Genomic DNA, 12,667 nt, shown 5'->3' with positions numbered 1-12,667 from the left:
TGGAGTATAGAGGCCATGCGCTGAACGCAAGCCGTGATGGCTAATTGATCCCTACTCTTTTTGGAATGGACTTTAGAGCGATTGGAAATAACCAGTTACACGGGCCGCGTCGGCTTCCATGGTGCGGTATCAGCTTTACGAATAATTACAGACAGCTCAGGCCGGCCTGACTAGATTGCAAGTTCCCGGTGGCAGTGAAGCCCCCCATAACAATAAAGAGACGGACCCATGCAGAACTCGACCCAAGCGGCGAATGCCTGGCGCATTCTGTTCCTGCTGTTCCTGGCCAACCTGTTCAACTTTTTCGACCGCACCATCCCGGCCATCATCATCGAACCGATCCGCATGGAATGGCACCTCAGCGACTTTCAGCTGGGGATCATCGGCACGGCGTTCACCCTCGTCTACGCCATCGCCGGCCTGCCGCTGGGGCGCATGGCCGATACCGGCTCGCGCAGCAAGCTGATGGGTTGGGGCCTGGCGGTCTGGAGCGGGCTGACGGCGGTCAACGGGATGGTGGGTAGTTTCTGGAGTTTCCTGATCGTGCGCATGGGCGTGGGCATCGGTGAAGCCAGTTATGCACCGGCCGCCAACTCGCTGATTGGCGACTTGTTTCCGGCTCACCGTCGGGCGCGGGCCATGGGCATTTTCATGCTCGGCTTGCCGCTTGGGTTGTTGCTGGCATTCTTCACCATCGGTGCGATGGTCAAGGCGTTCGACAGCTGGCGGGCGCCGTTCTTTATTGCCGCCGTGCCGGGGCTGATCCTGGCGATCTTCATGTTTTTCATCAAGGAGCCGAAACGCGGCGCGGCGGAAAGCGTGCAGGTGTCGCAGGAGAAGATTGACCGGCCGATCCGCCGGGTGCTGGCGGTGCCGACGTTTCTGTGGCTGGTGATGGCCGGGTTGTGTTTCAACTTCGCCACCTATGCCTGCAACTCGTTTCTGGTGCCCATGCTGCAACGCTATTTCCTGATGCCGTTGCAGGAGGCTGCGGTGGCGACCGGGGTGATCGTCGGTGTGACCGGGTTGTTCGGCCTGACACTGGGCGGCTGGGTGGCGGACAAGATCCACCAGCGTGTAGCCAACGGACGTCTATTGTTTGCCGCGTTCAGCCTCATCATCTCTACCGTGTGCACAGCGTGGGCGCTGCATTCGGGACGCATCGAAATCGGCGTATTCGTGGCCGTGTTCAGTCTGGGGTGGTTGTTTGCCTATAACTTTTACACCTGCGTCTACACGGCGATTCAGGACGTGGTCGAGCCGCGCTTGCGCGCCACGGCCATGGCCTTGTTCTTTGCTGGCTTGTATCTGTTGGGCGGTGGGTTGGGGCCAGTGGTGGTCGGTGCGTTGTCCGACCACTTTGCCCACACAGCCATGCTTTCGGCCGGTGCCGAGCAGATGACCGAAGCGTTCAAGGCCGTAGGCCTGCATGATGCGATGTACCTGATCCCGGTGGCGCTGTTTTTCACCATGGTGTTTCTGGTGCTGGCTTCGCGGTGTTTTGTGCAGGATGCCAAGCGGATGAAGGAGGGGTTGGTGGCAGTGGTTGGGCCTGAGGTTGCAACGGCAGCGGCTTTGTAGCAATCACGCAAAACCTGTAGGAGCCGGCTTGCTGGCGATTGGATGCGGCGCGTTTAACCAGACCATACGCGTCATCGTTAACGACCATCGCCAGCAAGCCGGCTCCTACGGGGGCGCGCGACCCACCCCAAAAAAAGGCCCGCATCGCTGCGGGCCTTGTTTATTACCGGTAGGGCAGGGGGCTTAACCCGCTACCAACACCCGAATCGCTTCCAGTCGCAGCGCAGCCTTGTCGAGCATGGCCAGGCCTTGTTCGCGTTGTTTACGCAGGGCAACCAGTTCGCTGTCGCGTACGGTCGGGTTGACCGCTTGCAACGCGGTCAGGCGCGCCAGTTCTTCGTCGGTATCAGCGGCCAGGCGACGTTGTGCTTCAGCCACACGTTCGGCATGACGCGGGGTGATTTTTTCTTCGCCGGCGTTGATCCGCGGCGTCAGCTGATCGCGCTGGGCCTGGATGAACTTGTTGGCGCTGGCGCGCGGCACGCTTTCCAGTTGATCGTTCAAGGTCTCGAACGACACTCGGGCCGCCAGATCGTTACCGTTTGGATCGAGCAGGCAACGCAGCGCGGCCGGCGGCAAGTAACGGCCCAATTGCAGCGAGCGCGGAGCAACCACTTCGCTGACGTAGAGCAGTTCGAGCAACACGGTGCCGGGTTTCAGCGCCTTGTTCTTGATCAGCGCCACGGCGGTGTTGCCCATGGAACCGGACAGCACCAGGTCCATACCGCCCTGCACCATCGGGTGTTCCCAGGTAATGAACTGCATGTCTTCGCGAGACAGCGCCTGGTTGCGGTCGTAGGTGATGGTCACGCCTTCGTCGTCGCCCAGCGGGAAGCTGGCGTCGAGCATCTTCTCGCTCGGCTTGAGGATCAGGGCGTTTTCCGAATGGTCTTCGCTGTCGATGCCGAATGCGTCGAACAGGGTTTCCATATAAATCGGCAGGGTGAACTGATCGTCTTGCTCAAGAATGTCCTCGACCAGCGCATCACCTTCGCCGGCGCCACCGGAGTTGAGTTCCAGCAAGCGGTCACGGCCGGTGTGCAACTCGGCTTCCAGACGCTCACGCTCGGTGCGGGCTTCGTCGATCAGGGCTTGCCACTCGCCATCGTCGGCCTCTTCCAGCAACGGCAGCAGGCGCGGGCCGAACTGGTGTTGCAAGGCGTTGCCGGTCGGGCAAGTGTTGAGGAACGCGTTCAGCGCTTCGTGGTACCACTGGAACAGGCGCTCTTGCGGGCTGGTTTCAAGGTACGGCACGTGCAGCTCAATGATGTGCTTCTGGCCGATCCGGTCCAGACGACCGATACGTTGTTCCAGCAGGTCCGGGTGGGACGGCAGGTCGAACAGCACCAGATGGTGGGAGAACTGGAAGTTACGACCTTCACTGCCGATTTCCGAGCAGATTAGCACTTGCGCGCCAAACTCTTCGTCGGCGAAGTAAGCGGCAGCGCGGTCACGCTCAAGGATGTTCATGCCTTCGTGGAACACCGTGGCCGGAATGCCGGAACGCACGCGCAGGGCGTCTTCCAGGTCCATGGCGGTTTCGGCGTGGGCGCAGATCACCAGCACTTTGGTGTGCTTGAGCATCTTCAGGGTGTCGATCAACCACTCGACACGCGGGTCGAATTTCCACCAGCGTTCTTCTTCGTTGGCGTCCGGCTGGGCCTGGAAGCTGACTTCCGGGTACAGCTCAGCGTGATCGCCCAGCGGCAGTTCGAGGTATTCGTCGGGGCACGGCAGCGGGTACGGGTGCAGTTTGCGTTCCGGGAAACCCTGCACGGCGGCGCGGGTGTTGCGGAACAGCACGCGGCCGGTGCCGTGGCGGTCCAGCAGCTCACGCACGAGACGGGCGCTGGCTTCGGTGTCGCCATCGTTGACGGCGGTCAGCAAGGCTTCGCCTTCGTTGCCGAGGAAACCATGGATAGTCTTGTGTGCTTCTGGCGACAGGCGACCCTTCTCCAGCAACTCCTGAACGGCTTCGGCCACCGGGCGATAGTTTTCGCTCTCGGCGCGGAAGGCGTGCAGGTCATGGAAACGGTTCGGATCGAGCAGGCGCAGACGAGCGAAGTGGCTGTCCTGGCCCAATTGCTCTGGCGTTGCGGTCAACAGCAGCACGCCAGGAATGGTTTCGGCGAGTTGCTCGACCAGCGAGTATTCAGGGCTGGCCTGATCTTCGTGCCACACCAGGTGGTGCGCTTCGTCGACCACCAGCATGTCCCAGCCGGCGGCGAAGAGCGCGTCCTGGGCTTTTTCGTCTTCCACCAGCCATTCCAGTGCCACCAGCGCGAGCTGAGTGTCTTCGAACGGGTTGGAGGCATCGCTTTCGATGAAGCGTTCTTCGTCGAATAGCGCGACTTGCAGGTTGAAACGGCGGCGCATTTCCACCAGCCATTGGTGCTGCAGGTTCTCCGGCACCAGGATCAGTACGCGATTGGCGCGGCCCGAGAGCAGTTGGCGATGGATCACCAGACCGGCTTCGATGGTTTTACCCAGACCCACTTCGTCCGCCAACAAAACCCGTGGCGCGATACGGTCGGCCACTTCGCGGGCGATGTGCAGTTGGTGTGCGATCGGTTGAGCACGAACGCCACCCAGGCCCCACAGCGACGACTGCAATTGGCGGCTGGTGTGTTCGAGGGTGTTGTAGCGCAGGGAGAACCAGGCGAGCGGGTCGATCTGCCCGGCGAACAATCGGTCGCTGGCCAGGCGGAACTGGATGAAGTTCGACAGTTGAGTTTCCGGCAGAGTGACCACTTCGTTCTGCGCGTTGAGGCCGTGGTAGACCAGCAGGCCGTCGACATCGTCGACTTCGCGAACGGTCAGTTTCCAGCCTTCGAAGTGAGTGATGGAGTCACCCGGCGAAAATCGCACGCGGGTCAGGGGCGCATTCCGTAGCGCGTACTGGCGAGTCTCGCCAGTGGCCGGGTAGAGCACGGTCAACAAGCGGCCGTCCTGTGCCAGAACGGTGCCCAAACCCAGCTCGGCTTCGCTGTCACTGATCCAGCGTTGCCCCGGTTGATACTGCTGCGCCATGCTGCCTGACTCCCACCTTGAAAAAGCGGGCTATCTTAACGGAATGAGGGCTTGAGGGCCAAAAGAATAGGAGCAGCGGCAAGCTTTAAGCTACAAGCCGCAAGTTGAAGCAGGATGCAGTTTTTCTTGCGAAAGGGCACTCCACAGTGCCGATTGGGTCACAGTTTGCGACCGATGGCTCAAGTCGCCATCCCCGCAGCCGACAGCTTGCTGACAGGAGATCAATAAATATGCTGCCACCGATGCTGCCACTGAGTGCCGTGCCGATCACGTCACAGCACGATCCGATTCGTCCGCGCCCTGACATCGCGCCCGTGGTGCCGATGCAAGAGAGCTCCAGCGACAGCACCATCGACCTGAAAAATCGCGATCCTGAAGAAGCCACCTTGCTGTTGCGCGAGGAACAGCGCAAGCAGCAGGAGCGCGAGCGGCGCCGTCGTGAGGCCGATGATGACCCCGAAGCGCACCTGGCGATTCCCGGTGATGAACTGAATGCCGACAACACCGTTCCGGTGGCGCCACTGATGGAAGATCAGCCCCGTCAGGGCTTGTGGGTCGATATCGAGATTTGAGCTGGCGACTGGTCAGCGCCGTCGTCAGACCGCATTATTGGCACAATCCTGCCGAATGAAGCGGCAGCGAAATCTCAATTCAAGCGATGCACTGACTGCCATGAGCCAAGACGACAAGCTGATCGACCTCAACGCCGAACGCGCCAAGCGTGTCCATGACCTCAATGACAAGCGCCTGAATGAAGTGCGTCAGGCATTCGAGCAAGCCATGCCGTTGGGCAAGGCCAAGAAAAAGCCGAAAAACAAACCCAAGAAACGTTGAAACCACCTGCATCTATTGATGCAGGTCAGTTCTTCCCCTTCCTTTCGCCCAGTTTGTGGCGACATTGATCCCGGTCAATATTTTCTCCTGCCCGTTTGATTAACTTAGCCCTATCGCAACAGGGCAAGTACAGGAGACGCGTCATGTTTTTCGACAACGTGGTGATCGCCGGAGTGCTGACTGTCAGCCTCATGTTTGTATTTTTTGCAGGATTCGGATTTTTTATCTGGAAGGATTCGCACAAGCGGAAATAACCGCAGGTCGTTCTGGATGTAATGAGCACGCAAGGCATTTTGGGCAACTTCGGTTGCCTTTTTTTTTGCCTGCGATTTGGACCCTGTACACCAATCACTGTGGGAGCGGGCTTGCCCGCGATGGCGATCTATCATCCAGCAATGATGTTGAAAGGTATGGCCTCATCGCGGGCAAGCCCGCTCCCACAGTGATTTGTGGTGTTGCGAAAATTTGGCAATAAAAAAGGCGCGGTCCTTGCGGAGCGCGCCTTTTTCGTTCGGCTGCCTGTCAGCTGCCGAGTGCCTTCGAAGCCAGCCAGAACAGGCCGGCCGACAGTGCCACCGTCGCTGGCAGGGTCAGGACCCAGGCCAGCAGGATGGTTTTGACGGTGCCGCCTTGCAGGCCGCTTTTGTTGGCGACCATCGTACCGGCCACGCCCGAGGACAGCACGTGGGTGGTGGATACCGGCAGGCTGAAGATGTTGGCCATGCCGATCAGGCTGGCGGTGGTGATCTGTGCCGACATGCCCTGGGAATAGGTCATGCCTTGCTTGCCGATCTTCTCGCCGATGGTCAGTACCACGCGTTTCCAGCCAACCATGGTGCCCAGGCCGAGCGCCAGTGCAACGGCCAGAATCACCCAGAACGGCGCGTATTCGGTCGTGGTGGTCAAGTCTTTGCGTAGCTTGTCCAGGTCAGCTTTTTCACGCGCCCCGAGGGTTGGCAGCTTGCTGACTTTCTTTGCCGTGTCGTCCAGGCAGAGCAGGTAGCGACGGACTTCGATGCGGCTATCCGACGGCAGCGAGTGGTAGTCGGCTACACCCTTGAGGGTGCCGAGCAGGGCGGTGATGGTCGGTTCGGTCTGTTGCGGGTTGCAACGGAATTTCTCCGGCAGATCGCCTTCCACGCTTTTGCCCAGGGCCAGGAACTCACCGAGGGTGTCGGCGTTGCGCTGGTAGAACTGGTTCAGGTGCAGGGTCGCGTCGCGGGTACGTTCGATCTGGTAGGTGGTGCTGTTCAGATCAAGTACGAACTGTGCCGGCACGATACCGATCAGCACCAGCATGATCAGGCCGATACCTTTCTGGCCATCGTTGGAACCGTGCACGAAGCTCACGGCCATGGCCGAGATCACCAGCACCAGGCGGTTCCAGAACGGCGGGTGTTTCTTGTCATCGATCTTGCGGCGCTGTTCCGGCGTCTTGTGCATCTTCGACAGCGGACGCCACCATTTCAGACCGATCAGAATCAGCGCGGCGATCAGGAAGCCTGCCATCGGCGAGAACACCAGCGACATGGCGATATCGATCGCCTTCTGCCAGTTCACGCCATCGGCCAACGGAATATCGTTGATCAGGGCGTTGGCCAGGCCCACACCGAGGATCGAGCCGATCAGCGTATGGGAACTGGAGGCAGGGATACCGAAGTACCAGGTGCCCAGGTTCCAGGTGATGGCGGCGGCGAGCAACGAGAACACCATCGCCAGACCATGGCCAGTATTCACATTGATCAGCAGCTCCACTGGCAGCAGATGAACGATGGCATACGCCACGCCAACGCCGCCCAGCAACACGCCGAGGAAATTGAACACACCGGAAAAGAACACCGCCAGATGAGGCGGCATCGCTTTGGTGTAGATAACAGTGGCTACCGCGTTAGCGGTGTCATGAAATCCATTGATGAACTCGAAGGCGAGGACAAAAGCCAGGGCGAGCAAGAGGCTCACAAGCACCCAAGCATCCAGTCCGCTGAATAAATCGATCATGAAGGTTTTCTGACCCGGTCATAAGGGGGCGCGATTATGCCAGAAAAGACAGTGAATCGATGCACTTGCTGCTCATCGGTAACATTCTTCAACGAATTATCTTGCAGCCATGCCCTCAGCCCCGCTGTTTTCCCTGGGGTTGCAAGTCATTGAATTTCTTTGGAAAGGCCGATGCCGCAAGCCTTTCGCTCACCTGAAGGTGAGGTTTGAAAGCTTGTATGAAATTTCTGAGAGGAGGGTCAGATATGAGCCTTTTACCCTGTCAGATGAGCAAGGCGGCCGCTGCCCGCTCGTAGCGGGCGCAAAAGGCAACATTTGTGCATCCCGCTTTTAACGGGTGTCAGCGCAGACCCCTCGAGGATTCAAGCCGAGGCCGTCATGGCTCTTCGGCTTTGAGTTCCTTTTCCATTTTTTCCAGTTCTTGCTTGAAGACCTGATCCTGAACAGTGGCGCGTTTACGCCAGGGTTTGCGTTCCGGTTCGGGCTGGGCGGCGTAGGTGGTGACTTCCCCGCCGTAAACTTCCTTGTAACGTTGTTCCTGGCGCTCAAGTTCCACGCGCAGTTCGTCTTTCGTCACAGTGCTACCTGATTGAGTTGAGATAAATTCTGGTGAAACGCGCTGCATGCAATGTATCGAACACGCTTGTCGAAAGGACGTGACCGGTGAAGGCCTCGTTGACGGCAGCGCGATCGATACTTCCATGTTGCAGGGCGGCCACGACACCAGAGATAAATAGCTGACGCAGCATCAGTATCCTGTTTCAGCGAGCGCGGTGACATGCCAATGCAGTCAGCCTCAGGCGCTTGCTGGAGGCAGCGACGATGGAACATCACGCTACCCTGTAGCGCATTCGGTAAGTAAGGAACCGGGTGGCTACTAATTTGCATTATAGCGAGCGATTGACAGAACACTATCGTCAAAGAGTTAAAAGTGGGTCCTGATGTGTGAATGTCTTTTACCTGTAACTATTCGCCGTTAACTAAATTGGCGGGATGATGTCACATCGCCGCGATGCTTTTCTGACGCTCTTAAGTCGAACAACTTTGGATAACTATCGATCTCTTTAACTCCGGCATTGGAATCTGCACATACATATAAGGCAGGCAGCGCAATCCGCTTGGAATCGGACGAATCGCAGAAAGCGCCAATTGCGATTATCGGTCGATGGTTCGATAATCGCCCGATCTCTCTGGCTCGGGCTTGTGTACCGGACCGGTAGCCGCTTGTAATAGTCGCTGATCCGTGTGGGAAAAGGGCCTTATATGAACGATCAATTGCGCAACTCCTTCGCTTCGGTCGCACCGCCGATCGTTGCATCACCTGCCAAGCGGATCCAGGCGTTGACCGGCGATCCGAATTTCATGACCTCCCTGGCTCGTGGACTGGCCGTGGTGCAAGCGTTTCAGGAGCGCAAACGGCACCTGACCATTGCCCAGATCAGCCATCGTACGGAAATTCCCCGCGCCGCTGTAAGACGTTGCCTGCACACGCTGATCAAACTCGGTTACGCCACCACGGACGGCCGCACGTATTCGTTGCTGCCCAAAGTGCTGACCCTCGGCCACGCCTATGTGTCCTCGACGCCGCTGGCGGTTTCGGCCCAGCCCTATCTGGACCGCATGAGCGAGCAACTGCATGAAGCCTGCAACATGGCCACCCTGGAAGGGGATGACATCCTGTACATCGCCCGTTCGGCGACCACCCAGCGCCTGATTTCGGTCGATCTTTCGGTGGGCGGGCGTCTGCCGGCCTATTGCACATCGATGGGCAGGATTCTGCTTGCCGCCCTGGATGACACTTCATTGCACGAATATCTCGATCACGCTGACCTGCAAGCCAAGACCAGTCGAACCATTCATACCCCCGAAGCCTTGCTCGAATGCCTGCAAGAAGTACGGCAACAAGGCTGGTGCATCGTCGATCAGGAACTGGAGCAAGGACTACGCTCGATTGCCGTTCCGGTGTACGACGCTTCCGGTCAGGTGGTGGCAGCCCTCAACGTCAGTACCCATGCCGGACGGGTCAGCCGCAATGAACTGGAGCAGCGCTTCCTGCCCGGTCTGTTGAGTGCCAGTCGCGATCTCAGTACGCAGTTGTTTACCTAAGGTGTTCGATAATCGCACAGAGTCGCGTTTGCTGAATTGACGCTCTTTCCCTTGGCTCATTAATGTCGCGGCAGCGTTTTCCGGCGCTGTCGATTTCGATCCGGCACCGGACGACGACCCCATAATAATGAAACGAGGCACCCCCATGCGCACATTCCCCGACTGTCGCTGTTCTCCCCGGAATCTCTGCCGGAACCGGATCGCCTGATCCCGACATCCCCTTTCTTGTGACAGCCTGATCGCTGGCTGGCATCTGTTCGACTGCGTTTTTGCGTGGAATAAAAAATGAATCAGCCTCAGTCTGCTGTAGGAAACTGCCTCGACGTGCAGTCCTTCATCAACGCCCAACCCATTTCGCGCTACCAGTGGCGAGTGGTGATCCTGTGTTTCCTGATTGTGTTCCTCGATGGCCTCGACACGGCGGCCATGGGTTTTATCGCACCTGCGCTGTCCCAGGATTGGGGCATCGATCGCGCCAGTCTTGGCCCGGTGATGAGTGCAGCGTTGATTGGCATGGTCTTCGGTGCACTGGGTTCCGGTCCGTTGGCTGACCGCTTTGGGCGAAAAGTCGTACTGGTGGGGGCGGTGTTTCTGTTCGGCGCCTTCAGTCTGGCTTCCGCGTACAGCACCAACGTCGACCAGTTGTTGGTCCTGCGCTTTCTGACCGGACTTGGGCTGGGTGCCGGTATGCCGAACGCCACGACGCTGCTGTCGGAATACACCCCGGAGCGCAAGAAGTCCCTGCTGGTGACCAGCATGTTCTGCGGCTTCAACCTGGGCATGGCCGGTGGCGGATTCATTTCAGCGAAACTGATTCCGGCCTTCGGCTGGCACAGTCTGCTGCTGATCGGCGGGATTCTGCCGTTGATCCTCACCGTGGTTTTGCTGTTCTGGCTGCCGGAGTCGGCGCGTTTCCTTGTCGTCCGTAATCGCGGCACCGACAAAGTACGCAAGACGCTGGCGCCAATCGATCCGACGGTGGTGGCCCAGGCATCAAGCTTCAGCGTGCCGGAACAGAAAACCGTGAAGGCGCGCAACGTGTTTGCGGTGATCTTCTCCGGTACCTACAGCGTCGGCACCTTGCTGTTGTGGCTGACCTACTTCATGGGCCTGGTGATCGTTTACCTGCTGACCAGTTGGCTGCCGACCCTGATGCGTGACAGTGGCGCGAGCATGGAACAAGCGGCGTTTATCGGTGCATTGTTCCAGTTCGGCGGCGTATTGAGCGCGGTGGGCGTGGGTTGGGCGATGGACCGGTTTAATCCGCACAAGGTCATCGGCACTTTTTACCTGTTGGCCGGGGTGTTTGCCTACGCGGTAGGGCAGAGCTTGGGCAACATCACCATTCTGGCGACTTTGGTGCTGGTGGCCGGTATGTGCGTCAACGGTGCGCAATCGGCAATGCCTTCGCTGGCGGCACGGTTCTATCCGACTCAAGGGCGCGCCACTGGTGTGTCATGGATGCTCGGGATTGGCCGCTTCGGCGCGATCCTCGGTGCGTGGATGGGCGCGACTCTGCTGGGCCTGGGCTGGAATTTCGAGCAAGTGCTGACGGCACTGGTGATTCCGGCCGCATTGGCGACGGCGGCGGTGCTGATCAAGGGTTTGGTCAGTCACGCGGATGCGACCTGATTAGGAAAAGATCGCAGCCTTCGGCAGCTCCTACAGAGGAATGTGTACACCTGTAGGAGCTGCCCCATGCTGCGATCTTTTGCAGGCGACAAAACGATAGCCAGACAACAATGTGTTCGATAAGCGAACGCTCAGTCGATTATCGAATTGTTTGACCTGTGCCGGGAGCTTAATCTTTAACCATTACGGCGCTGCGCATCGGCGCCTTTTTTACTACGTCGAAATAACAAACGGGAGCCCGCCCTGCGTGATCTCGAAGCCCGGAGAAGCATGATGCGTGACGTTTATATCTGCGACGCAATTCGTACCCCCATCGGCCGTTTCGGCGGTGGCCTGTCGACGGTACGCGCTGACGACCTGGCCGCCGTGCCGATCAAGGCGCTGATGGAGCGTAACCCGTCGGTCGACTGGAACGCCGTGGACGAGGTGTTCCTCGGCTGCGCCAACCAGGCCGGCGAAGACAACCGTAACGTGGCGCGCATGGCGCTGCTGCTGGCCGGTTTGCCGGAAACCATTCCTGGCGTGACCCTCAACCGCCTCTGCGCTTCGGGCATGGACGCCATCGGCACCGCGTTCCGCGCTATCGCCAGTGGCGAAATGGAGCTGGCGATTGCCGGTGGCGTTGAGTCGATGTCCCGCGCGCCGTTCGTGATGGGCAAGGCTGACGCCGCGTTCTCGCGCAACATGAAGCTCGAAGACACCACCATCGGCTGGCGCTTCATCAACCCGTTAATGAAAGCCCAGTACGGCGTCGACGCGATGCCGCAGACCGCCGACAACGTGGCTGACGATTACGAAGTTTCCCGCGAGGATCAGGACGCTTTCGCACTGCGCAGTCAGCAGCGCACGGCCGTGGCGCAAGCCGCCGGATTTTTCGCCGAAGAAATCGTCGAAGTGCGCATTGCCCACAAGAAGGGTGAAACCGTCGTCAGCCAGGATGAACATCCTCGCGCCGACACCACCCTCGAAGCCCTGACCAAACTGAAACCGGTCAACGGCCCGGACAAAACCGTCACCGCGGGCAACGCCTCCGGCGTTAACGACGGTGCGGCGGCGTTGATCCTGGCTTCGGCTGAAGCCGTAAAGAAACACGGTCTGACCGCTCGCGCCAAAGTGCTGGGCATGTCGAGTGCCGGTGTCGCTCCGCGCGTCATGGGCATTGGCCCGGTGCCAGCGGTGCGTAAACTGACCGAACGCCTCGGCCTGGCCGTCAGCGATTTCGACGTGATCGAACTCAATGAAGCCTTCGCCAGCCAAGGCTTGGCAGTGCTGCGCGAGCTGGGGATTGCCGACGACGCCCCCCAGGTCAACCCGAACGGTGGCGCGATTGCCTTGGGTCACCCGTTGGGCATGAGCGGTGCACGCCTGGTACTGACCGCGTTGCATCAGCTGGAAAAAACCGGTGGCAAGAAAGGTCTGGCGACCATGTGCGTCGGTGTCGGCCAAGGTCTGGCCTTGGCGATCGAGCGCGTCTGACGCGCTCTGC

General features: G+C 59.2%; 10 protein-coding genes. 7 read left to right on the top strand and 3 right to left on the bottom strand.

Annotated elements, in window-relative coordinates:
- The first annotated feature begins 228 nt into the window (after nucleotides 1-228).
- Complete coding sequence (locus NL64_RS03295) at nucleotides 229-1,581, top strand: spinster family MFS transporter (RefSeq protein ID WP_034146742.1); 1,353 nt, start codon at nucleotides 229-231, stop codon at nucleotides 1,579-1,581.
- A 183-nt stretch (nucleotides 1,582-1,764) separates the two neighbouring features.
- On the opposite strand, the gene rapA is transcribed toward NL64_RS03295, so the two are convergent.
- The gene (rapA, locus tag NL64_RS03290) at nucleotides 1,765-4,611 is read right to left on the bottom strand and encodes an RNA polymerase-associated protein RapA (protein ID WP_034146741.1); all 2,847 of its coding nucleotides are present in this window, start codon (nucleotides 4,609-4,611) and stop codon (nucleotides 1,765-1,767) included.
- 230 nt (nucleotides 4,612-4,841) lie between these two features.
- On the opposite strand from rapA, the gene NL64_RS03285 reads away from it, so the two are divergent.
- From NL64_RS03285 to ccoM, 3 genes are all read left to right on the top strand, one after another.
- Nucleotides 4,842-5,183 carry a hypothetical protein gene (locus NL64_RS03285; RefSeq protein WP_034146740.1) on the top strand — a complete coding sequence of 114 codons (342 nt, stop codon included), beginning with the start codon at nucleotides 4,842-4,844 and terminating at the stop codon, nucleotides 5,181-5,183.
- Between the two features lie 100 nt (nucleotides 5,184-5,283).
- Nucleotides 5,284-5,445, top strand: coding sequence for a hypothetical protein (locus NL64_RS30325; RefSeq protein WP_008016476.1), 162 nt, complete (start codon nucleotides 5,284-5,286; stop codon nucleotides 5,443-5,445).
- Nucleotides 5,446-5,588: 143 nt separating this feature from the next.
- Nucleotides 5,589-5,699, top strand: a complete 111-nt coding sequence (gene ccoM, locus NL64_RS30880; RefSeq protein ID WP_034146738.1) for a cytochrome c oxidase subunit CcoM — start codon at nucleotides 5,589-5,591, stop codon at nucleotides 5,697-5,699.
- 268 nt (nucleotides 5,700-5,967) lie between these two features.
- On the opposite strand, the gene NL64_RS03270 is transcribed toward ccoM, so the two are convergent.
- The gene (locus NL64_RS03270) at nucleotides 5,968-7,443 is read right to left on the bottom strand and encodes an inorganic phosphate transporter (RefSeq protein ID WP_034146737.1); all 1,476 of its coding nucleotides are present in this window, start codon (nucleotides 7,441-7,443) and stop codon (nucleotides 5,968-5,970) included.
- Between the two features lie 376 nt (nucleotides 7,444-7,819).
- Nucleotides 7,820-8,020, bottom strand: a complete 201-nt coding sequence (locus NL64_RS03265; protein ID WP_034146736.1) for a hypothetical protein — start codon at nucleotides 8,018-8,020, stop codon at nucleotides 7,820-7,822.
- Nucleotides 8,021-8,706: 686 nt separating this feature from the next.
- Between NL64_RS03265 and pcaR the strand changes: the two genes are divergently transcribed.
- From pcaR to pcaF, 3 genes are all read left to right on the top strand, one after another.
- Nucleotides 8,707-9,549, top strand: coding sequence for a pca regulon transcriptional regulator PcaR (gene pcaR / locus NL64_RS03260; protein WP_034146735.1), 843 nt, complete (start codon nucleotides 8,707-8,709; stop codon nucleotides 9,547-9,549).
- Between the two features lie 285 nt (nucleotides 9,550-9,834).
- The gene (locus NL64_RS03255) at nucleotides 9,835-11,181 is read left to right on the top strand and encodes an MFS transporter (RefSeq protein ID WP_034146734.1); all 1,347 of its coding nucleotides are present in this window, start codon (nucleotides 9,835-9,837) and stop codon (nucleotides 11,179-11,181) included.
- 270 nt (nucleotides 11,182-11,451) lie between these two features.
- The gene (gene pcaF / locus NL64_RS03250; RefSeq protein ID WP_172668638.1) at nucleotides 11,452-12,657 is read left to right on the top strand and encodes a 3-oxoadipyl-CoA thiolase; all 1,206 of its coding nucleotides are present in this window, start codon (nucleotides 11,452-11,454) and stop codon (nucleotides 12,655-12,657) included.
- Nucleotides 12,658-12,667 lie beyond the last annotated feature (10 nt).

This window comes from Pseudomonas fluorescens (assembly GCF_000802965.1).
Lineage (GTDB): Bacteria > Pseudomonadota > Gammaproteobacteria > Pseudomonadales > Pseudomonadaceae > Aquipseudomonas > Aquipseudomonas fluorescens_A.
This window is presented reverse-complemented; position numbering and strand designations above follow the sequence as displayed.

What these genes read in the sequence shown, in the direction of transcription:
- pcaR (WP_034146735.1), top strand. Translation starts at nt 8,707, where the DNA reads ATGAACGATCAATTGCGCAACTCCTTCGCTTCGGTCGCACCGCCGATC.
- NL64_RS03285 (WP_034146740.1), top strand. Translation starts at nt 4,842, where the DNA reads ATGCTGCCACCGATGCTGCCACTGAGTGCCGTGCCGATCACGTCACAG.
- ccoM (WP_034146738.1), top strand. Translation starts at nt 5,589, where the DNA reads ATGTTTTTCGACAACGTGGTGATCGCCGGAGTGCTGACTGTCAGCCTC.
- NL64_RS03255 (WP_034146734.1), top strand. Translation starts at nt 9,835, where the DNA reads ATGAATCAGCCTCAGTCTGCTGTAGGAAACTGCCTCGACGTGCAGTCC.
- rapA (WP_034146741.1), bottom strand. Translation starts at nt 4,611, where the DNA reads ATGGCGCAGCAGTATCAACCGGGGCAACGCTGGATCAGTGACAGCGAA.
- NL64_RS30325 (WP_008016476.1), top strand. Translation starts at nt 5,284, where the DNA reads ATGAGCCAAGACGACAAGCTGATCGACCTCAACGCCGAACGCGCCAAG.
- pcaF (WP_172668638.1), top strand. Translation starts at nt 11,452, where the DNA reads ATGATGCGTGACGTTTATATCTGCGACGCAATTCGTACCCCCATCGGC.
- NL64_RS03295 (WP_034146742.1), top strand. Translation starts at nt 229, where the DNA reads ATGCAGAACTCGACCCAAGCGGCGAATGCCTGGCGCATTCTGTTCCTG.
- NL64_RS03270 (WP_034146737.1), bottom strand. Translation starts at nt 7,443, where the DNA reads ATGATCGATTTATTCAGCGGACTGGATGCTTGGGTGCTTGTGAGCCTC.